The sequence below is a fragment of the Nocardia sp. NPDC051756 genome (assembly GCF_040681495.1).
Classification (GTDB): Bacteria; Actinomycetota; Actinomycetes; order Mycobacteriales; family Mycobacteriaceae; genus Nocardia.
In genome coordinates this window covers 164552-184130 of record NZ_JBFAYV010000009.1, presented here as the reverse complement: position 1 = coordinate 184130, position 19579 = coordinate 164552, and the positions used below count along the sequence as shown (strand labels likewise).

18 protein-coding genes are annotated in these 19579 nt (G+C 68.7%); 4 read left to right on the top strand and 14 right to left on the bottom strand.

Annotated features, from left to right (window positions below; all coding sequences use genetic code 11):
* Positions 1-3: 3 nt before the first annotated feature.
* From AB0M22_RS35650 to AB0M22_RS35630, 5 genes are all read right to left on the bottom strand, one after another.
* Entirely contained in the window at positions 4-660 is a 657-nt protein-coding gene (locus tag AB0M22_RS35650; protein ID WP_364736387.1) for an ammonium transporter, read from the bottom strand.
* Positions 661-879: 219 nt separating this feature from the next.
* Positions 880-1554: a hypothetical protein gene (locus AB0M22_RS35645; protein ID WP_364736385.1), complete on the bottom strand. Its 675-nt coding sequence runs from the start codon at positions 1552-1554 to the stop codon at positions 880-882.
* A gap of 47 nt (positions 1555-1601) precedes the next feature.
* On the bottom strand, positions 1602-2342 hold the full coding sequence (locus AB0M22_RS35640; RefSeq protein WP_364736383.1) for an energy-coupling factor transporter transmembrane protein EcfT: 741 nt from the start codon (positions 2340-2342) through the stop codon (positions 1602-1604).
* Entirely contained in the window at positions 2339-4468 is a 2130-nt protein-coding gene (locus tag AB0M22_RS35635) for an ATP-binding cassette domain-containing protein (RefSeq protein WP_364736381.1), read from the bottom strand. The genes AB0M22_RS35640 and AB0M22_RS35635 overlap by 4 nt, the downstream gene beginning before the upstream one ends.
* A 36-nt stretch (positions 4469-4504) precedes the next feature.
* Positions 4505-5971, bottom strand: coding sequence for an NAD(P)/FAD-dependent oxidoreductase (locus tag AB0M22_RS35630; RefSeq protein WP_364736379.1), 1467 nt, complete (start codon positions 5969-5971; stop codon positions 4505-4507).
* 121 nt (positions 5972-6092) lie between these two features.
* On the opposite strand from AB0M22_RS35630, the gene AB0M22_RS35625 reads away from it, so the two are divergent.
* Entirely contained in the window at positions 6093-7151 is a 1059-nt protein-coding gene (locus AB0M22_RS35625; RefSeq protein ID WP_364736377.1) for an AraC family transcriptional regulator, read from the top strand.
* 9 nt (positions 7152-7160) lie between these two features.
* On the opposite strand, the gene AB0M22_RS35620 is transcribed toward AB0M22_RS35625, so the two are convergent.
* The 3 genes from AB0M22_RS35620 to AB0M22_RS35610 all read right to left on the bottom strand — a co-directional run bounded on the left by AB0M22_RS35620 (position 7161) and on the right by AB0M22_RS35610 (position 9294).
* Positions 7161-7838 carry a phosphodiesterase gene (locus tag AB0M22_RS35620; protein WP_364736375.1) on the bottom strand — a complete coding sequence of 226 codons (678 nt, stop codon included), beginning with the start codon at positions 7836-7838 and terminating at the stop codon, positions 7161-7163.
* An 86-nt stretch (positions 7839-7924) separates the two neighbouring features.
* A complete protein-coding gene (locus tag AB0M22_RS35615) occupies positions 7925-8704 on the bottom strand; it encodes a metallophosphoesterase (protein WP_364736373.1) in 780 nt (259 codons plus the stop codon).
* 152 nt (positions 8705-8856) lie between these two features.
* On the bottom strand, positions 8857-9294 hold the full coding sequence (locus tag AB0M22_RS35610) for a MarR family transcriptional regulator (protein ID WP_364736371.1): 438 nt from the start codon (positions 9292-9294) through the stop codon (positions 8857-8859).
* Between the two features lie 89 nt (positions 9295-9383).
* On the opposite strand from AB0M22_RS35610, the gene AB0M22_RS35605 reads away from it, so the two are divergent.
* Positions 9384-10028: a TIGR03086 family metal-binding protein gene (locus AB0M22_RS35605; RefSeq protein WP_364736369.1), complete on the top strand. Its 645-nt coding sequence runs from the start codon at positions 9384-9386 to the stop codon at positions 10026-10028.
* Between the two features lies 1 nt (position 10029).
* Here AB0M22_RS35605 and AB0M22_RS35600 read toward each other — a convergent pair whose 3' ends face one another.
* The 5 genes from AB0M22_RS35600 to AB0M22_RS35580 form a co-directional block, all read right to left on the bottom strand.
* Complete coding sequence (locus AB0M22_RS35600) at positions 10030-10797, bottom strand: RNA pseudouridine synthase (protein WP_364736630.1); 768 nt, start codon at positions 10795-10797, stop codon at positions 10030-10032.
* 51 nt (positions 10798-10848) lie between these two features.
* On the bottom strand, positions 10849-11856 hold the full coding sequence (locus AB0M22_RS35595; protein ID WP_364736367.1) for an adenylate/guanylate cyclase domain-containing protein: 1008 nt from the start codon (positions 11854-11856) through the stop codon (positions 10849-10851).
* A gap of 84 nt (positions 11857-11940) precedes the next feature.
* The gene (locus tag AB0M22_RS35590) at positions 11941-12600 is read right to left on the bottom strand and encodes a DJ-1/PfpI family protein (RefSeq protein WP_364736365.1); all 660 of its coding nucleotides are present in this window, start codon (positions 12598-12600) and stop codon (positions 11941-11943) included.
* 115 nt (positions 12601-12715) lie between these two features.
* Positions 12716-13864, bottom strand: a complete 1149-nt coding sequence (locus AB0M22_RS35585; protein ID WP_364736363.1) for an alpha/beta fold hydrolase — start codon at positions 13862-13864, stop codon at positions 12716-12718.
* Between the two features lie 123 nt (positions 13865-13987).
* A complete protein-coding gene (locus AB0M22_RS35580) occupies positions 13988-14911 on the bottom strand; it encodes a LysR family transcriptional regulator (RefSeq protein ID WP_364736361.1) in 924 nt (307 codons plus the stop codon).
* 70 nt (positions 14912-14981) lie between these two features.
* Between AB0M22_RS35580 and AB0M22_RS35575 the strand changes: the two genes are divergently transcribed.
* The gene (locus AB0M22_RS35575) at positions 14982-15869 is read left to right on the top strand and encodes an SDR family NAD(P)-dependent oxidoreductase (protein ID WP_364736359.1); all 888 of its coding nucleotides are present in this window, start codon (positions 14982-14984) and stop codon (positions 15867-15869) included.
* Between the two features lie 134 nt (positions 15870-16003).
* Positions 16004-16327, top strand: coding sequence for a putative quinol monooxygenase (locus AB0M22_RS35570; RefSeq protein WP_364736628.1), 324 nt, complete (start codon positions 16004-16006; stop codon positions 16325-16327).
* A 3-nt stretch (positions 16328-16330) separates the two neighbouring features.
* Here the strand turns inward: AB0M22_RS35570 and AB0M22_RS35565 are convergent, their stop codons facing one another.
* Positions 16331-19540 carry a BTAD domain-containing putative transcriptional regulator gene (locus AB0M22_RS35565; RefSeq protein ID WP_364736357.1) on the bottom strand — a complete coding sequence of 1070 codons (3210 nt, stop codon included), beginning with the start codon at positions 19538-19540 and terminating at the stop codon, positions 16331-16333.
* Positions 19541-19579: the final 39 nt, after the last annotated feature.

The window sequence follows — 19579 nt, the reverse complement described above, 5'->3', positions numbered from 1 at the left end:
CCGTCAGTTCTTGGAACGTCCGGTCTCGTCCATCCACTTGGTCGTTCCCGGCGGCGCGGCGAGCGTGCTGAGCAGGTCGATGCCCGCGACGATCAGCGTCGGGCCGCCCGCCACGATGGTGCCGATGATCCCGCCGACCGCCGCGCCCGCCAGCACGCTGGCGATCACGGTCGGGCCGCCGAGGATGCCGGTCAGCCCGACCAGCGCGCCGATCACCGTGCCGATGAACCCGCCGACCGCGGTGGCGATGCCGAACTGGGACAGGAACGCGTCCTGCGCGCGCTGGTTCTCGAACGGCGAGGCGATCTCGGTCGCCGGGACCGGGCGCGCCTGGGCGACGTCCTTGACCACGGTTAGTTCCAGGACCCGGCCCGCGTCCCGCACGGCATGCGGTAGCGGGAACTCCAGCCCGTCCTGCCGGAATGCCAGCGGCATGGTGACCACCGTGTTGCCTGCCTGGTCCTTCAGGTCGACGACATTGCCGACCACTTCGAACGATCCACCGGTCAGCGTGGTGATGATCTTGTCTCCCACCAGCTTCGCCGCATAGCCGATCTCGGGCGCCTGCGCGACGGCAGGCTGGGCATGGGCGGTGCCTGCGCCGACCGCGACGGCGGCGACCAAGGGCACGGCGGCCGCGGTGATTTTACGGAGAATCATTCGGGTGTTCCATTCTTCATCAGGTTTCGAGCAGCGGAGAGCGCCGCGCAACGTCGAATCCCTTTCCCCCACTGTGCGCGCGGCAATGACGTGATCCGGAGAACAGCTACTCCGTAGATAACTCTACCGCTCGCGCAGGGGTTCAGCCCATGAAATAGGGGGCTTGTGTCCCTTTCCGAAACCGCGAATACGGTTATAGCAGTTGGCTATTCACCTGTGTCAATGCAGGACGTTGATCGCGCGGGCGATGACCAGGGCGGCCAGAATCAGGGAGATCGCCGACTGCACCATCATCATCGCCTTCGCCCAGCGCGACATCGGCATCACGTCGGTCGGGCTGAACGCGGTCGCGTTGGTGAACGACAGATACAGGTAGTCCATGAACTGCGGCTCCCAGTCCGCGCTCGCCAGATCCGGGTTCTGCATCTGGACAAACATGAAGTCCGGCAATGGCTTTCGGGCGTACGCCCGGGCCGCCGGGCCGCCTCGATCGAACTCCCAGTAACCGAGGCCGAACACCACCACGTTGGTCAGCCAGACCGCGCCGCCGGACCCGAGCAGCCGGGCCGGATCGTCGCTGAGCGTGCCGTCGATCAACCCCGCCACCAAGCGATCCGCGGAATATGCTGTCGCGACGCTGAGCAGTCCGACCAGTAGCAGTCCCAGCCACCGGAACCACTTCTCCTCGCGGTCGATTCGCACCGGATTCGCAACCAGCACGACCACCAAAAGCAGGCCCTCCAGCCCGGGCAGCAACCATTCAGGCTCGGGCAAGAATCGATCCGGCAACACCACCTGCAACGCGATTATCGCGATGACCGCGGCGGTCGCCGCCAGCCGCGATTCCCCGGCCGTCCGCCGCCGCCAAGCCGGTACCTCGTCGCCGTCGCCCACCCGGCCAGTATCGCCCGCGGTGCGCGGCGCACGCGTTAGGCAGGCGGCTACAACAGCGCGAAGCCGAGCACGGCGCTGCCCGCGCACACCACGACCACGATGGCCAGCGCGACCGTGTCGGCGCGCCCGGGCGAGCTGGGGTAGGCGGCGAGCTCGCCGGTGCCGCCGCGCGCGGTGATCGCCTCGCCGAGTTCGCCTGCGCGCCGGGTGGATACGGCCATGGCGGCGGTCAGGATGTCGATGAGCGGGTTTTCCGTGGCCAGGTAGAGCAGGTTGTCCTTGGGCCGGAGTTTGCGGGCCGCGCGCAGTACCCGGATCTCCTCCATCAGCAGCGGCAGGCCACGCAGCGTCAGCGCGACCACGACGGCCCATTCGTCCACCGGCACCCGGAGTTTGCGCAGCGGCGCGCCGAGCTTGGCCAGCGCGGGCGCGATATCGCTCATCGGCGTCGTCCAGGCGACCAGGAACGACGCGGCGACCATGATCAGCGCGAACATCACCGTCTGCGCGTAACGCAGCACGGCCTGGGTGCCGACCGGCGCGTTGAGCAACGCGCCCAGCACGAGCAATCCCCAGAACCACCAGGGCAGCCGGGGCAGCGTGCCGAGCGGCAGCCGCGCGACCACCCCGATGAACACCAGGAACACGATCATCACGCCGAGCACCGGCCAGGTCGGCAGGAACATCAGCAGGAAGCTGATCAGGAACGCGCTGATCATCTTGGTGCCGGCCCACAGGTTGTGCACCGGACTGGTCACCGGGACCCGGCGAAACAGCACCACACTCATGACCGGCCTCCACGCTCGAGCCGCCACGCGGCGTCGCCCGGCGGCCGCAGCGGTGCGGCGGGCCGGGCCTCGGACTTGTGCGCCGCGTCCTCGGCGACGGCGGTGTCGGTCACCGCGTCGGCCGCGAGCAGCCGGCCGGCGCGCAGGTGCACCGTCCGATCGACCACCGCCGACATGTCCTCCACGTCGTGCGAGATGACGATCAGCGTCAACCCGGAATCGCGCAGCCGCGCAAGCAGTTCCACGATGTCCGCGCGGCCCTCCGGGTCGAGCCCGGCCAGCGGTTCGTCCAGCACCACCACCTGGGGATGGCAGGAGACGATCGCGGCGAGCACCACCCGTTTCGCCTGTCCGCCACTGAGTTCCTCGATCGAGCGCGCGGCGAGCGACCGGTCCAGGCCGACCGCGTCCAGCGCCCGCCCGACCGCGCCGGACCCGGTGGCCCGCCCGCCCCAGTCCGCGATCTCCGCGCCGACCGTCTGTTTCTGGAGTTGCAGCCGGGAGTGCTGGAACGCCAGCTCGACCCGGCCGATCTGCTTGGTGACCGCCTTGCCCGCGAGTTCGCAACGGCCGGAACTGGGTTCGATCAATCCGGCCATGATCCAGGCGAGCGTGGACTTGCCCGACCCGTTGCCGCCGACGATGAGCAGCGCCTCGCCGCGCCGCACCGTCAGGTCGACCGAGTGCAGAGCCGCTGCCTCCCAAGGGGTTCCACGGTTGTAGGTGTATTGGACGTCGCGCAGTTCGAGGAGGGTGTCGCCCATCGGCCTGCGCCGCACGTCGCGCGCCGGCCGCGGCCAGGCGGGCAACCGCTCGACCGCGCGTCCCTGCGCCAGGTGCACCACCCGCCCGGCCGCGGCCGCGTCGGCCTCGTGGTGGGTCACCAGCACGACCGCCATCGAATGCCGTTTCGGCAGCGCCGCAAGCAGTTCGACCAGTTCGCGCCGGCCGTCCGGATCGATCATCGAGGTGGCCTCGTCCGCGATGAGCAGCGCGGGCTTGCGCGCGAGCGCCGCGGCGACCGCGAGCCGCTGCTGCTGCCCGCCGGACAGCGTGGCGGTTTCCTTGTCGCCCATGCCGTCCAGGCCGACCTCGCCGAGCAAGCCCGCGACGTCTACTTCGGCGGCGAGTTCGGTCGGCAGACCCCACACCACGTCGTCGGCGACGAGCACGCCGAGGGTCTGGCTCTCCGGCCGCTGCAACACCAGCGCGGTGCCGCCTTGATGCCCGAGCCCCGCGGAGCCGGGCCGCTGCACCGTTCCCGCCGTGGGCGGCAGGCCGGCGAGCAGCCGGGTCAGCGTCGACTTCCCGGAGCCGTTGTGCCCGACCACCGCGACGAATTCGCCGACCTCCACGGTCAGGTCGATGTCGGTCAGCGCGTCGCGCAGCGCACCCGGATAGCGGAAGGCGGCTCCCCGCAACGTCACCGGCAGCGGCGCGATCGGGCGGTCGTCGGCCGGTGCGTCGAGGCGATCCTGGCCGGGCAGCCAGGTCAGCCGGTCGAGCACCGAGCCGAGCACGAACCAGGAGAACAGCGCGGTCGCGATCATGCCCGAGGCGACCCCGCCGCCGACCCAGGCCCACCACCAGCGCAGCACGGAATCGGTGAGATCGGCGGCCGCGCGCCCGAGCGGCTCCAGCTGTTGCTGGCGGGCGGCCAGCTCCTGGATGCCGCGCGAGGTGTTGCGCAGGGTGTCGAACAGCAGGTTCCGCCCCGCGGAGAACAGTTGCAGCAGGCCGACCGCGAAGCCGGCCCAGATCAGGCCGGCGATGGTGGACAGGCTGAACACCGAGGCCAATCCGCCGCCGCGGCGCTTGGTGGTGCCGATGATGCCCGCGATCGTCGCCGTCGCCATCAGCCCGGTGGTGGCGACCAACCCGGTCGCGACGAAGGTGACCACCGTGGCCGCGGCCGCCGCGGCGATCAGCGCGCGCAGCCGGAAGCGCTGGGCGATCAAGCCCATCGGCACTGCGGCGACCAGGTTCAGCGCCGCCGCGAACGGGACCACCGTGCCGACGGTCACCAAGCCGACGGTCGCCCCGCCGAGCACCGCCCCGACGGCCAGCTCGATCGGTCGTAGCGGCCCGCGTTCGGCCGTTCCGTCAGCTATCGGGCGTCCAGTCACGGCACAAGTCTGCCAGTGTGTGCGTTCGGCGTGCCGTCATGCGGACGCGGTGAGGGTGTAGTCGTCCGGGTCGAGCTTGCGGATGCGGCGGCGGTAGCTGGTTTGCGAGCCGGGCCAGTTGTTGGTGATGCGCCCCGCGGCATTGCGGTACCAGCTCGAGCAGAAGTTCCACGGGGTGCGATCGAGGCGTTGTTGCAGCGCCGTGTTGAACCGTTGCTCCAGGTCCGTACGGACCTCGAGGGTGTGTCCCGGCCGGCGCTCGAGCAGCTCGACGGCCTGCCGGATGTAGCGGGTCTGGGATTCGATCATGTAGATGATCGAGCCCGCGCTGAGATTGGTGTTCGGCCCGTAGACCAGGAACAGATTCGGGAATTCCGGCACCGCGATTCCGTAGTAGGCGTGCGCGCCGTCGGTCCAGGCGTCGGACAGCTTGTGGCCGGCCCGGCCGTAAATGTCCATCGGCCAGAGGAATTCGGTGCCCTTGAAGCCGGTGCCGTAGATGATCACGTCCACCGGGTGCACGGTGCCGTCCGCGGTGCGCACGCCCTCGGGCACCACCTCGGCGATCGCGGCGGTCTCCACCCGGACGTTCGGCTGGGTCAGCGCGGGGTAGTAGTCGTTGGAGAACAGCGCGCGCTTGCAGCCGATCGGATAGTCGGGGGTGAGCACGGCCCGCAGCTGCGGATCGGTCACCTGTTTGCGCAGATGGCGGTCGGCGATCCGGGCCACCAGCCGTGCGATGGCCGGGAATTCGACCAGGCCGAGCGAGACGAAATCGGCGATCGCCCACCAGCCGAGGCGCTCGGCCAGCAGTGCGCCGGGCAGCCGGGCGAACAGCTTGTGCTGAATCGGGGAGTAGTCGGTGTCGAATTTGGGGATCACCCAGGCCGGGGTGCGCTGGAACAGGGTGAGGTGCGCGACCTTCGGCTGGATCTCCGGGATGTACTGGATGGCGCTGGCGCCGGTGCCGATACACGCGACCCGCTTGCCGGTCAGCTCGATCCCGTGGTCCCACTCGGCGGAATGGAATGCCGGGCCCGCGAAGGTGTCGATGCCGGGGAGATTCGGCAGCGCGGGGCGCGACAGCTGGCCGACCGCGGAGATCAAGACGTCTACCGTTCGGGCCGTCCCGTCCGCGGTGCGGACCGTCCAGCGCCCGGACGCGTCGTCGAATTCGGCATCGGTCACGTCGGTGCCGAACTGGATCGCGTCCAGCACGCCGTTGCGCTCCGCGACGCCGCGCAGATAGGCGTGGATGGCCGCGCGGCCGGAGTAGCGCTGCGGCCAGTCCGGTTTCGGCTCGAACGAGAAGGAGTACAGCGGGGACGGCACGTCGCAGGCGGCGCCGGGGTAGGTGTTCTCTCGCCACACTCCGCCCAGATCGGCGGCCCGCTCCAGGATGGTGAGATCGTGGAAACCATTGCGGCGCAGTTCGATCGCCATGCCGATGCCGCCGAAGCCCGCGCCGATGATGAGCACCGACGGCCGGTTGCCTGTTGTCATGTGACACTCCTCACAGGACCGAAGATGATTCCACTGTAGGGGGCGTGTGGATAACTAATAGAGAAATTCGGCCAAAGAGCGCTCGCGAGCCGCGAATGCGCGAGGCCGCATACTGAGCGGTGTGGAGCGGGTGCAGGATCCGGGAATTCGCGACTGGAACTTTCCGCGCGGGATAGCCAGCGTGGCGCTGATGGTCGGCTACGCGGCCGAGTGCGGCGTGCCCACCGGGCGAATGCTGGCCGGAACCGGGTTGTCCGAGCCGATGCTGCGTGATCCGGACGCGCAGATTGACGCGCATATCGAGCTGACCGTCGTGCGCAATCTGGTCCGCGAACTCGGAGATCAGCCCGCGCTCGGGGTGGAAATCGGCCGCCGCTACCGGATCACCACCTTCGGCATCTTCGGCTTCGCCTGCGTGAGCAGCCCGACGCTCGGCGAGGCGATCTCGTTCGCGCTGCGTTATCTGGAGTTGAGCTTCACCTTCAGCCTGCCCGTCGCCGAATGGCGGGAGGGGGAGTTCATCGCCTGGGTGCACGACGAGCTGATTCCGGCCGACGTGCGGCAGTTCCTGGTCGAACGCGACGTCACCGCCATGCATCAGGTGATGAGCGATCTACTCGGCCGGCACCTGCCGCTGGCCAGGGCCGAATTCAGTTTCCCGGAACCGGATTACGCCGATCGGATCGAAGCGGTCACGGTGGTGCGGCCCCGGTTCGGCCGGCCGCGCAACCTGTTCGCGATCGACCCCGCCGTGCTGGATCAGCCACTGCCACAGGCGAACGAGCAGACCTGGGCGATGTGCCTGGCACAATGCCGCGACCTGGTGCATCGTCGTCGCGCCCGCACCGGCATCGCCGCCGAGGTGCGCGAACTGCTGGTTCCCGGCGGCACCGAGGGTTTCACCGGGCCGCCCGGAATCGACTCCGTGGCACGCGATCTCAACATGAGTACGCGCACCCTGCGCCGTCATCTCGACGCCGCGGGCACCAGCTATCGCGCGCTGCTCGACGAGGTGCGCCGGGCACTGGCCGAGGAAATGCTCTCCGCCACACCGCTTTCGGTGAGTGACGTGGCCATCCGCCTCGGTTACGCGGAATCCTCGACCTTCATCTACGCGTTCAAGCGCTGGACCGGCGCGACCCCCGCCGCCTACCGCCGCGAACGGGTCGTCCGTCGCTGACCCGCACGATTATTCGGCTTCGCCGCGACCGTTGCGGCTTCCCGCGTAAGCGAATTCACGCACCTTGCCGACGATCCGCGGCAACAACTCCACGCCGTCCGGGTGGTTGAGCATCGGGTCGAAGAAGTCCGTCCGGTGTTCGGCGGGCTCCGCGAGCCGCAGCGTCAGGGTGGCAAGGCGTATCGGCGGTCCGGTGAGCCCGCGCGCCTGCAACTCGAACGAGATCGGGTGCTCCGGCAGATGTTCGGTCATCGCGGCCAGCGACGCGGAGGTGGGCTGGCCGGTGTCGGGTTCGGCGAAGAACCACACGGGCATGGTTTTTCCCACTCGATAGGGCATCAGGCTGCCGTAGCCCGCGCGGACCCAACCGCGCGCCGGCGTGATCAGGAACCGGCCCAGCGCTCCGCGGCCGGTGGTCGCCAGCGCGAAATCCCATGGCTGGTCGTGCCGATCGAGCACCCGGAAGGCGAAGCCGAGCACGTCGGGCAGGCCGCCCGGCGTGCCCGCTCCCTTGGACAGCCGGGCGATGACCGCGCGTTCGCCCGCGCCGAACAGGTGCTCGAACTCGGGTTCCGCGTGCAGCCGACCGGCCAGGTTCAACCCGTTGGGATGGAAAACCCTGGCGTGCCGCAGATTTGCCCCGGCCGCGAAGGTCGTACGCACTACGGAGGCGGCGAGATCGGTCATCGGAGTTCCTTCGCGTCGAGGGAAACTGTCTTCCCTCCGACTGCCCGGACCCGGCGTAGCTAAACGAACTCCGCGCCCGCGATCGGTCAGCTCGGCGGCACGCCCAGCCAGCCGCCCATCGGAATGCTGCGGAAATGCGTTGTCAGGCTGTGCTTTTCATCGATCAGATGCAGCGCGACGGCGGGGTCGGGCGCGTAGTCCATCACGTGATCGGGTAGGTCGAGTTCCCAGAGGCCGCCGAGGACCGACGCGGTACTGGGGGCGACCAGCAGGGGGCGTCCGGCGAATGTCGTTGTCGCCGCGGAATGCGCGTGCCCGGTGAGCACCGCGACGATGCGTTTGTCGCCGGCCACCAGTTCGGCGAACTTCTCCGGCTCCTCCAGCGAGATCTCGTCGACGACCGGGCTGAACAGGTACGCGGGCGGGTGATGCAGCGCGAGCAGGATCGGCTTGTCGGCCGGCGCGGTCGCGAGCACGCCGTGCAGCCAGGTGTAGGTCTCGTCGGCGATCCGGCCGCTCGGCTCGCCGGGAATGCTCGAATCCAGCAGTGCGACGGTCAGATCCCCGATCCGGTGCGCGTGATTGATCGGCGCGGTCGAGGCGGCCTCGCCGAGCAGCGTGCTGCGGAACGCGGCGCGATCGTCGTGGTTGCCCGGAATCGCGAACACCGGAATGTCGAGGTCGAACGCGAGCCTGGCCTGCGCGTATTGCTCGTGCTGGCCGGAATCGGTGACGTCGCCGGTCACCAGGATCGCGTCCGGTCTGCGGCGCAGACCGGTGAGAAAGGTCATGACCTGTTCGACCCGTTCGGCGTTGCGGGCGCCGAGATCGAAATGTGTGTCGCTGACCTGAGCCACCAGGATCATCGGCGTTCGCTTTCTCTGGGGGATCGCTCCGTTGCGTCAGAGTGTGCCCGCCTCCCGTGCGCGGCACGTATTAAGGCTAGTTGACCTGCGTGTTACGCGTCGCCATGAGGCTCACCACCAGCGGAAACCTGTGCGGCGGTCTGTGTGCGCGCTCACGGGGACTGCTCGCCGGCCTGCGTGGCCAGCGTCTGCAACGACCGCAGGAAGGCCCGCCGGTCCGCCGCCGGGAGCTGCTCGAGCAGTTGATTCTCCTGCTGCTGGATTTCGGTCTGCACCCGATCGCGCAGGCTGCGCCCGGCCGCGGTGATCGACACCAGATTGACCCGCCGATCCGCCGGATCCGGTTCGCGCAGGATCAATCCGCCCTGCTGCAATTCGTCCAGCACGCCGATGATCCGGGTCTTGTCGGCATTGATCGACTTGGCCAGCGCGGCCTGGGTGTACACGGGTTCCTTGCCGAGTCCGAGCAGCACGGCGTATCCCCACATCGACAACTCATGCCGTTCGAGCACCGGCATTTCCACCGCCAAGAGTGCCCGCATGAACGGTGCGATCATGGCGGCGAGATCGGGACGGGGTGCTTCGGACATGGATAGAAAATACTGCTTGATAGATGATAGGCAGATGCATACGATATGCTCATACTTATCATTTGAGATCGAGCAGAGAGAAGCCATAGATGGCGACCGAACCGAATATCAGCGCGGAACTGCGCACCCTCGACGCACTGAAGGACACCGTCGACCTCGTCGCGTTCGACGCGCAGGCGGTGCGGACCAGCATCGACCTGGTCGAAAAGCTCACCGACGCGGACCTGAGCAGGCCGACGCCGTGTGCCGACTGGACGCTGCACGGCCTGCTGACGCACATGATCGCCCAGCACTACGGATTCGCCGCGGCGTCGCGTGGCGACGGCGACCCGGTGCTGTGGAAGCTGCGTCCGCTCGGCGCGGACCCGGTGGCGAGCTATCGCGCCGCGGCCGAGCACGTGCTCGAGGCGTTCGCCGCGCCCGATGTGCTGGATCGGAAGTTTCCGCTGGCCGAGTTCAGCGCGGACTATCAGTTCTCCGGCGCGCAGGCGGTGAGCTTCCACTTCATCGACTACGTCGTCCATTCCTGGGACGTGGCAAAGACTTTGGGACTGCCCGTGGCATTCGACGACGAAGTGATCGAGGCCGCGTTCCCGGTGGCGCAGGCCGTTCCCGGCGGCGATATCCGGCTGGCTCCCGGCGCCGCGTTCGGTCCCGAGGTTCCGTATTCCACGGCGGACCGGTTCGATCAGATCATCGCGATGCTCGGCCGGTCACCGGAGTGGTCGCGCTGAACTAGCCGAGACCGCGACGCAATTCGCGTGCGCGGCACAGTAATTCGTCGGCCTCGCCCGGCTCGGCCTGGATCGGCCGCCAGAACTCCGCGTCGGGCGTGGCTTCCAGGGCGAGTTCCGGCGGGGTGCGCCAGTCCGCCGTCAGGCCGAGCCGCCACGAATGCAGATACGTCCGCTCGTGTGCGCCCGACTTGTCGAACAGCGGATCGCCGACGATGGGGTGACCGATCCAGGCCAGCTGCACGCGAATCTGGTGGCGGCGGCCGGTGATCGGGCGCAGCGCGAGCACCGCGTAGTCGTCGCGGCGCAGCACCGTCGCGAAGTCGGTGCGCGACGGATAGTTCTTGGTGTCGAGCAGATCGGCGTCCGCGACGAACCAGCGATCCGCCTCGCGGCGAATGCTTTCCCGCGGTGCCGCGATGCGCACCCGATTCTTGCGCCCGACACTGAGCGGCAGATCGATCACCCCGGTGTCGGGCAGTTCGCTCGACGCGACGATCGCCAGGTACGCCTTCGCCGCGGTCTGCTTGTTGAACTGCCGGGTCAGCTGGCCGTGCGCGCCGAGTTCCTTGGCGAGCAGCACCAGCCCGGAGGTCACCTTGTCGATCCGGTGCACGGGGTAGAGCGTCTCGCCGGCCGCGGCCGCCAGCTCGACCAGGTCGCTGTCGTGCCGTTCGCCGGTGACGGAGATGCCCGCCGGCTTGTGCAGGGCGAGGATCGCCTCGTCCTCGTCGACGAGGAATCGCGCGCGCAGCTCGGACCAGTCCATTTCCACTGGCCAGAGCTTAGGTCGCGGTAGGGGCCGGGCCCGAACGCGGGTTCACTGGTTCTTCTCGTTGCGGCGCAGGATGTGCGGGCGCAGCCGGTTGAACCCGCGGACGCGGACGCTGCGCAGGTTCTTGATGATGAACTCGGACTCGCCTTCCAGCGCCGTCGCGGCTTCGTCATCGATGAGCACCGTGCCGGGCCTGGCGACGCCGGTGAGGCGGGAGGCGATGTTCACCACCGATCCGTACAGATCGCCGAACCGCTGCAACACCTGCCCGTACGCCAGCGCGACGCGCAGTTCGGGGGTGCCGCCGACCATCATCGTCGACTCTTGAATGGCCAGCGCGATGCGCGCCGCGTTGGCGGCGCTGTTCGCGGCGAACATGACCTCGTCGCCGACGTTCTTCACCACCCAGCCGCCGTTCTCGGTGATCGCGGCCGTGGTGGTGGATTCGAACGACTCCAGCAGCAGCGAGAGCTCATCGGGGTGCAGGTGCCTGGTCAGCCGCGTGTAGCCGACCATGTCCGCGAAGCCGACCGCCAGGTCGCGCAGGGTCTCGCCGGCCGAGGTGCCCGGGTCGAGCGAGCGGGACAGCGCGGCGGCGAGGTGCCTGCGCCACGCGTAGGTGTTGAGCTGTTCGAGCGTCGCGATGGTGCCCTCGGTGGCGGTGCGAATGGTTTCCTCGGGGTCGGCGGCCGGATCGGCCGCCGCGATGCGGGCGCCGATCTCGGCGAGCACCAGGTCGACCTGCCATTCCGCCAGCCGTGCCATGCCCTGACCGAGGGTGCGGGCCGTCGCCGCCTGCTGCCGGGCATCGGCCGAGGACAGGATGCTCAGATCGCGGAAGTTACGCAGCGCCGCGATGTCGGCGTCGGTGTAGTCGACGGCGTCGTCGTCCAACCCCGCCGGAAAGCCCAGTGCGGTCCACAACCGCTTGGTCAGCGCCGTCGTGGTCCCCGCCTGCCCGGCCACATCGGTGCGGCTGTACTGCCGATTCCCGTCCAGCAGATACGACTCGACGATCGACTGCACCAACTCGGACTTCTCGGTGGGCACCATGCCCGTACCTTACGACCACCCACCCCGAACCCGCCGTAAACACCGCCACCATTGGGCGACCTCACAGCCGACCGCGGCCACGGATCAGACGGCAACCGGCGCAGCACCCGTGTTCTGCCAGACGGTGCCGCGACGCTCGTAGGAGATCAGCTGCTCCACGGCGTGCGCGACGCGCGGGCCGAGTTCGCGTTCCAGCAGGTACAGGCCGACATCGATGCCGGAGGTCGCGCCGGCGCCACAGATCAGGTCGCCGTCATCGATGACGCGGGCGGGCACCACGGTCGCGCCGGTCCGGGCGAGCGCCGCCATGCCCAGTGGATGCGTGGTCGCGGGCCGGCCGGCCAGCAGGCCGGCGAAGCCGAGCAGCAGCGAGCCGCCGCAGACGCCGACGACGGTCAGTCCTGGCCGATCGGCAGCTTCCTTCAGCAGGACGGGCAGTTCGGTGTCGAGGGCGCGGGTGAGCACGGTCAGGACGGAGTCGTCGGCGAGGTCATCCGCGTCCTTCGGCATGCGACCCATGCCGCCGGGCACGATGACCAAGTCCGCGCGCTGCGGTGCCAGCTTTCCGGTGGCCCGCAACGAGATCGGGGGCACGCCGCTGGGCACCTCGCGCGCGCCCTCGGCGGACACCAGTTCGACCTCCAGCAGGCCGTCGGTGACCAGGCCGCCCGCGCCGAGTATCTCGAACGGCGCGATCACATCCATCGGGTCGAATCCGTCGAACAGCACGAATTGTGCGAGCATCGAAATCTCCTTCTACTCAGGTGATTACGACGCTAGGTGCCGCGCTGACGATCGAGAAGTAGCTCGATCGTCAGCTTCCGCCGGATTCTCGCCAGCTGGCTTGCGGTCGAGCCGGTTACCTGACGCGGGCCAGGAAAGCATCGATGGCCGACCACATCTGGGGATTGATCTGGGTGTGCGTGCCGGTGCCCGTGACCGTCTGGAAATCGACGCCGTTGGCGGCGAACTGCGCGGCCAGGGTCGCGTGCAAGGGCGACGGCACGGTGGTGTCGGTGGCGTTGACCAGCAACAGGATCGGCGCGTCGTAACCGCTGGTCGGCACCGTCAGGTAGGACTCGTACGCGGCGCGGACCCGGCTGTCGGACAACGGCTTCGACAGCAGTTCGCCGATGCCGACGCCTTCCACCCGCGCCTCGATCTCCGGCTTGCACAGGGTGTCGATGTCATCGAGCAGCTGCCGCCCGACCGGGCTCAGATACTGGTTGAAGTCGATATCCGGTCGCGCGGCCCGGAATCCGGCGAAGATGCTCGACAGGAAGCCGAGGGTTTCCGCGGTACCGGGAATCGTCGGAATCGCCGGACTCGCGATGGGCAGCACCTTTTCCACATCCGACTCCGGGTCGACCGCGATGGTGCCGCGGTAATCGAGGTCGGGGGTATAGCTCGATTGCAGGCGGCCGGTGCCGAGCGCGGCCTGCCCGCCCTGGGAGAGCCCCATCGTGGCCCAGGTCCGGGACAATTCGGGATGCGCGGAGCGGGCGGCGCGCAGTATGTCGATGGTCGCGGTCGCCTCGGTCTGCAACTCCAGATACGGATGCGGCCCGGTGTCGAACAGGCCCAGCCCGAGATAGTCCGGCGCCACCACCGCGAAGCCCTGTCCGACCAGGCGCTGCATGATGTCGTCTTCCTCGGCGTGCCAGTGCGAGTTCGGCGCCGTGCTCGGATCGGATTCGCCGCCGCAGCCGCGCCCGAGCCCGGTCGTCCCGTGGTCGAACGCGATCACCGGCCACCCGCCCGGCGGCGGCGTGCCGTTCGGGATGAACAGCGCCCCGCTGGCTTGCTTCGGCGTGCCGTCCGACCCGGCCATCCAGTAGGTGATCACCGATCCGTTCGGCATCGGCCGCCAGCCGTCGGCCTGCGGAGTTGCCGAGATCAGCATCCCTGGGGTTTCCGCGGCGGCCGGTGCCGCCTGTAAGCCGAGCAAGACACTTGCCGAGACCGTGGCCATCGCCACCGAACTCTTCCAACCACGAGTAACGCGCATCGAAGTCGTCTCCTTGTTGCTGGACGGACGTCCAGTTCGAGAGCAGCCTATGGCGGTTCTGTAGCTACAACGTCGATCGATGGCAAATTGTAAGCAAACCCACGATACCGGAGACTTCGCGCGTTACTGCGGTCCGTGCAGCTCGATCGCGGCGGCCCGGACGGCCTCGGCGGTCCTGGCCGCGGCCTCGCCGAGTGGCGACGGGAGATGGGCGAGCAGGAGACGGCGTTGCTCCTGTGGTCCGCCGCGCACCGGGAGGGCGCGCACACCGGGTAGTACGGCGGGGGCGAGGACGGCGGGGATGGTGGTCAATCCGCAACCGGCAGCGACCAATTGGAGTTTGGCCAGCCAGTCGCGGGCGGTGTGCGCGATCTCGGGGCGTTCGTCCAGGCCGGGCCAGACACCCATCAGCCGGTCGTCGCTGGTGTTCGGTCCGGCGATCCATTGCTGACCGTGCAGGTCGGCGACATCGATGTAGTCGCCGCGCGCCAGCGGATGGTTTGCGGGCAGGGCTATACACAGGCTGCGCTCGGTGAGGGTGTGCAGGACCAGCGCCGGCGACTCGGTGTCCGGCGGCCGGAACGGCGGTGCGGAGGCGAGTAAGGCCAGGTCGACGCTGCCCGCGCGCAGTGCGCGAACCAAGGCCGGCGTGCTGCCCTCCCGGCTCACGACGGCGATGCCGGGATGCGTCCGGCGCAGCGCTGCGATGGCCTTCGGTAGTAGGGCGGCGCCTGCGCTCGGGAACCAGCCCACCCGGACCGTCGCCGCCTGCGCGGGCAACCCGGACAACTCGCGGGCGGTCACCTCGATCTGCTCGAGCACCGCGGTCGCCCGCCGCAACACGAGATGCCCTGCCGCCGTGAGCTTTATCCCCTCGCGATGCCGCTCCAGCAGTTCCGCGCCCGCCAGCTTCTCGAGCGAGGCGATCTGCCGCGACACCGCGGACTGCGTGTAACCGAGCGCGCCTGCCGCCGCGGTGAAGGTGCCCTGCTCGGCGACGGCGCGGAAAACGCGCAGCGCGGTCAGCGAGACATCGGTGAAGTCCATGACTTCAACGCATACCAGATGTGCCTAATTCTCGTTGGACGCATGGAGAACGCCTTCCTAATTTGGACTCATGAACGTTGCACGCATTGCCCTGGTGACCGGGGCGAATCAAGGTCTGGGCCGGGCTCTGGCCGAGGGGCTCGCCACCCGATTGGACCCGGCGGACCTGGTCCTGCTCACCGGACGCAACCCACAGCGGGTCGCGGACGCCGCGGCCGAAATCGCCGCTGCCCCAACGACAAGCAGCCGGGTCGAAGGCCGGGTGCTCGACGTCGCCGATGCCGACGCGATCGCCGCCCTCGCCGCCGAGCTGCGCGAAACCCATGGCGGAGTGGACATCGTGCTCTCCAACGCCACCACCCGGCTGCTGCCGGAGCAGTCCCAGTCCGCGATGGCCGACGAGTACATCGACGTCGCCAACACCGCGACGCACTCGATCCTGCGCGCCTTTGCCCCGATCCTGCGCCCCGGCGGCCGCCTGCTGGTCGTGGCCAGCTCCCTCGGCACCCTCGGCCACCTGCCCGAGCGTCTGCATCCGCTGTTCGACCACGCCACCCTCGATCAGGTCGAGTACGCCGTCGAATCCTGGCGCAGCGCAATCCATGCCAATACGGCGGCGGAGGCAGGCTGGCCGCGCTGGCTGAACATCCCGTCGAAGGTCGCCCAGGTCGCCGCCGTCCGCGCGGTAGCCGCCGAACGCCGCGACCAGGATCTGGCCACCGGCACCCTGATCGCCGCGGTCTGCCCCGGCATGGTCGACACCGCGACCTCGCGCCCCTGGTTCAGCGACTTCAGCCACGCCCAAACCCCCGCCGAAGCCGCCCGCGCCGTACTGGATCTGGCGCTCACTCCAGGCGTCGACCCGGACCGGTACGGCGAACTGATTCGCTTCGGCAAGGTCGTCCCGTGGTACTCCGGCACACCGCTGGCCGAACAGGATCAACTGCTCACCCCGTGAGTCAGGTGATGTCTCGTTTTTCCGCCGGTCTGAGCTGACCGTCCGACAATGGGGTGTTCGTCACGATCGCCGCCCGGCCGTCCGTGGGTAGTCGGGCTGTGTCGCGGCGGCCCGACTACCGCAGGAGGAGCGCCATGATCTTCATCGTCGTCAAGTTCAAGACCAAGCCGGAATGGACGGACAGGTGGCTCGAGCTCGTCGGGCCGTTCACCGCGCTGACCCGCGCCGAAGCAGGCAACCTCTGGTTCGACTGGTCCCGCAGTGTCGACGACCCTGCCGAATTCGTTTTGGTAGAGGCGTTTTTCGATGAGGCGGCCGGTGCGGCGCACGTCGGCAGCGCGCATTTCAAGGCCGCGGTGAACGAGTTGCCGCAGGTGCTCGCGGCCACGCCGAAGATCATCAGCCGGACCATCGACGGGACCGATTGGTCGGAGATGGGGGAAATGACCGTGGAGTGAGTGCTATTCGGGAGTTGCTGCGGGCGAGTTCGCGTGCTGGGCGAGGGTGCGTGCTTGTCGTCGGTGCTCGTCGGCTTGCGGCTTGCCGAGTGCGGTGGCGAGTTCGGCGAGGTAATGGGCGACCGGCTCCAGTGTGATGAGGCCGCTTCCTGCGCCGGCGAGTTCGGTTGCGGCGGGGAGCAATTGGTCGTAGCAGTGGCGCATGGTCGGTTCATTGCCGAGGGTGAGGGCGGCGCGGGCGCGGAGGCAGGTGCGTAGTTCGAACAGTAGGTCTCGTGGGGAGTCGGGGACGTCGTTCAACGCTGCGGTTGCTTCGTCGCGAAGTCCGTTGGCCGAGAGGATGATCGGGCGTACCCACGGTTCGTACGGCCCCCAGACTGCGGTTGTGTCGTCGGGCGGCAGGCCGTGCTGGAGGCGCAGGCAGAGCAGGGTGAGGGGGAGTAGACCCTGTTCGACACCGGGCATTCCGCTGCTGGTGAGCAGCTTCGCGGCGGCGCGATAGGCGGCTTCCGCTTTGTGCTGGTTGCCGGTGAGCGCGGTGCGTAAGGCGGCGTACCAGTGGGTGAATACGCCGACCATCGATAGTTCGTAGTCGGCCGCGAGTTGGTCCGCGGCGGCCGAGTGGGCGTCGGCGGCTTCGAGATCGGCTGTTGCGCAAGCTGATTGAATGCCGATGAGATGGCCGAGGACCTCGAAGGTGGGCAGTCGATGTTGTCGGCCGAGCGCGATGAGCTCGTCGCCGATGCGGGCGCGTTCCGCGCTCAGGCCGGTGCGGTGAAAGGTGTGCATGAAGCGGCCGTTGAGGGCGAAGGTCAAGAGTGCGGAATCGTCGAGTTCCCGGGCGATCGTTTCCGCTTCCTCGGCCGCACGGAGTCCGCGATCGTCCGCGGCGCCGCGTAGTTCGAGGGCGATTGTCGTGCACAACCGGGCGCGCAGCTCGCGGTGTTCGGCGGGTAGGGCGGCGAGGGTGCGTTCGGCGGCGGTGACGATGTGGCCGGCCAGGCCGGGATCGTCGTTGGTGGTCCAGATCGCGGGGATGTCGAAGGCGCTGATCACGCGGGCGGCGCGGACCGGATCGGTCCATTGTTCGGCCTGCGTGATGGCCAGTTCGCGGTAGCGGCGGGCCTCGGCGAGATCGCCGGTGACCGCCGATGTTCTGGCGAGGCCGATGATCGCGTCGAGCCGTGCGGACGGGTCGGGTTCGGGCATTCGGTCGAAGGCGTCGAGTGCCGCGCGCCATTGCCGCACTGCCTCGCTGAGCGCGAATCCGTGTTCGGCCTCGACGGCTGCGGCGCCGGCGTATCGGGCGGCGCTCGCCGCGGTCGCGCGACTGTGTGCGCGGACGAAGTGATGGGCCAAGACGGAAACATCTGTGGTGCTGAGCGTTTCGAGCAGGGTGCCGATCTCGCCGTGCCATTGCGCGCGGCGGGGGCCGCTGATGTCGCGGTACACCGTGTCGCGGACCAGGGTGTGGGTGAAGCGCAGCGAATTGTCCGGCTGCTCGGTGAACAGCCCTGCCGTAAGCGCGATTTCGAGGCCGCCGAGTGCTGCGCCCAGGTCGCCGGCGAGATCGATGAGGATCTCACGGTCGATAGCTTCGCCGAGTACGGAAGCCTGCTGGACCAGGGATTGGGCGGACTCCGGCAGCATCGCCAGGCGATGCCGGATGACCTCGCGAACACCCGGCGGGATGGCGTCGAATGCGTCGGGTCCTTCGTCGCGGAGCAGGCGGGCCAGCTCGCGGACGAAGAAAGGATTTCCATTGCTGCGCCGGTGAATTCGGGTTCCGTCATGCTGGGCGATGTCCGGCCCGGCGATCTCGCGCACCAAGGCGGTGGTGTCGTCTTCGGACAGGCCGCTCAGATACACGCGAACCGGCTCGAAGGGTGCCACCTTGCCCAAAGCAGCGGTGAGCTCCGTGCTGATCTCGGTGCTGCGGTACGTCGCCAGAACGAGGACCGGGCCCGCAATGCCGCCCGTGACCAGGGCCGAGAGCAGGTCGAGGGTTTCCGCGCCTGCGTTGTGGATGTCGTCGAAGACCAGCAGAACCGGCGCGCGTTGCGCCACCGACGCCAGATAGTCGGCGGCGGCACGATGAAAGAGGAAGCGTGCCTCGGCCGGATCCGTCGCCGCGATCTCGTCCGGCCGTGGGTGCTCAGCGTGATCCGCTGCGGTCAGGGTCGCGAGAATCCTCGTCCATGCCCAGCCGGGCGGGACGCCTAGATCCGCTGGGCTCTCGCCACGCGCGGTGATCCACCCATTGCCGGTCAACGCGGACGAAACTTCCTCGGCCAGTGCGCTTTTGCCGGCACCGGCCTCGCCGGCCAGAAGTGCCAATCGTGCACGTCCGTGTCTAGCGGCATCGTCGGCGGCGTGTTGGATCGCTGTGAATTCCAACCGGCGTCCGATGAAACCCTTTCCAGGCGAGGAGGTTCGGGCTTTCGGCAGCAGGCGTGGTGCCTGGGCCAGGATGTCCGCCTCTGCCCGTTGGAGTTCCGGGCCGGGGTCTGCGCCGAGTTCGGTGCGCAAGAGGTGGCGGATGCGGCGCAGCGCGGCCAGGGCGTCGCTCTGCCTGCCCGATCGATAGAGCGCGATCGCGAGCAACTCCCATGCGTGTTCGCGCAAAGGATGCTCGGCGAGCAGAGAATTCAGCGCGGGCACGGCTTCGGCGGGTCGGGCCAGGTCGATCAGCGCGGCAGCGCGGTGCTCGACGGCAAGCAAGCGCAGCCCGTCGAGCCGGTCGACTTCGGCCCGCGCCCAACCTTGTTCGGCGAATTCCGCGTACGGCGGGCCTTGCCACAGCGCCGATGCCGCGTCGGCGGTCGACAATGCCTGATCGAAGTGTTCGGTCGCGAGCAGTTCGGCGGCCCGCACGACGGCGGCTTCGAACCGGTCCGCGTCCACTCCGTCCGGCTCGGTGCGCAGCGCGTACCCGGGCGTGACGGTGACCAGCACCTCGGCCGGGGTACGCGGCGCGCGATCGGGCTCGAGCGCTCGCCGCAGATCGGCGACGAACGTTTGAATCGCCCCCACCGCGCCCTGCGGCGGCCGCTCCCACAGGTCATCGATCAGCTGATCCATCGAGACCATCCGCCCCCGCGCGACGAGCAATCGCGCCAGCACCGCGCGATGCTTCGGCCCTTTCAGCGGCAGTGGTTCGCCTGCGCGCTCGGCGCCGATCGGCCCGAGCACACCGAAGCGCAGGTGCGTCACGACGCCGTACTCAGTCGCTGCTGACCAGTTGCTGAGTGC

Excerpts from the sequence above, each read along its gene's own strand:
- AB0M22_RS35650 (WP_364736387.1), bottom strand. The coding sequence starts at position 660 with ATGATTCTCCGTAAAATCACCGCGGCCGCCGTGCCCTTGGTCGCCGCC.
- AB0M22_RS35640 (WP_364736383.1), bottom strand. The coding sequence starts at position 2,342 with ATGAGTGTGGTGCTGTTTCGCCGGGTCCCGGTGACCAGTCCGGTGCAC.
- AB0M22_RS35630 (WP_364736379.1), bottom strand. The coding sequence starts at position 5,971 with ATGACAACAGGCAACCGGCCGTCGGTGCTCATCATCGGCGCGGGCTTC.
- AB0M22_RS35620 (WP_364736375.1), bottom strand. The coding sequence starts at position 7,838 with ATGACCGATCTCGCCGCCTCCGTAGTGCGTACGACCTTCGCGGCCGGG.
- AB0M22_RS35615 (WP_364736373.1), bottom strand. The coding sequence starts at position 8,704 with ATGATCCTGGTGGCTCAGGTCAGCGACACACATTTCGATCTCGGCGCC.
- AB0M22_RS35610 (WP_364736371.1), bottom strand. The coding sequence starts at position 9,294 with ATGTCCGAAGCACCCCGTCCCGATCTCGCCGCCATGATCGCACCGTTC.
- AB0M22_RS35605 (WP_364736369.1), top strand. The coding sequence starts at position 9,384 with ATGGCGACCGAACCGAATATCAGCGCGGAACTGCGCACCCTCGACGCA.
- AB0M22_RS35600 (WP_364736630.1), bottom strand. The coding sequence starts at position 10,797 with ATGGACTGGTCCGAGCTGCGCGCGCGATTCCTCGTCGACGAGGACGAG.
- AB0M22_RS35595 (WP_364736367.1), bottom strand. The coding sequence starts at position 11,856 with ATGGTGCCCACCGAGAAGTCCGAGTTGGTGCAGTCGATCGTCGAGTCG.
- AB0M22_RS35590 (WP_364736365.1), bottom strand. The coding sequence starts at position 12,600 with ATGCTCGCACAATTCGTGCTGTTCGACGGATTCGACCCGATGGATGTG.
- AB0M22_RS35585 (WP_364736363.1), bottom strand. The coding sequence starts at position 13,864 with ATGCGCGTTACTCGTGGTTGGAAGAGTTCGGTGGCGATGGCCACGGTC.
- AB0M22_RS35580 (WP_364736361.1), bottom strand. The coding sequence starts at position 14,911 with ATGGACTTCACCGATGTCTCGCTGACCGCGCTGCGCGTTTTCCGCGCC.
- AB0M22_RS35575 (WP_364736359.1), top strand. The coding sequence starts at position 14,982 with ATGAACGTTGCACGCATTGCCCTGGTGACCGGGGCGAATCAAGGTCTG.
- AB0M22_RS35570 (WP_364736628.1), top strand. The coding sequence starts at position 16,004 with ATGATCTTCATCGTCGTCAAGTTCAAGACCAAGCCGGAATGGACGGAC.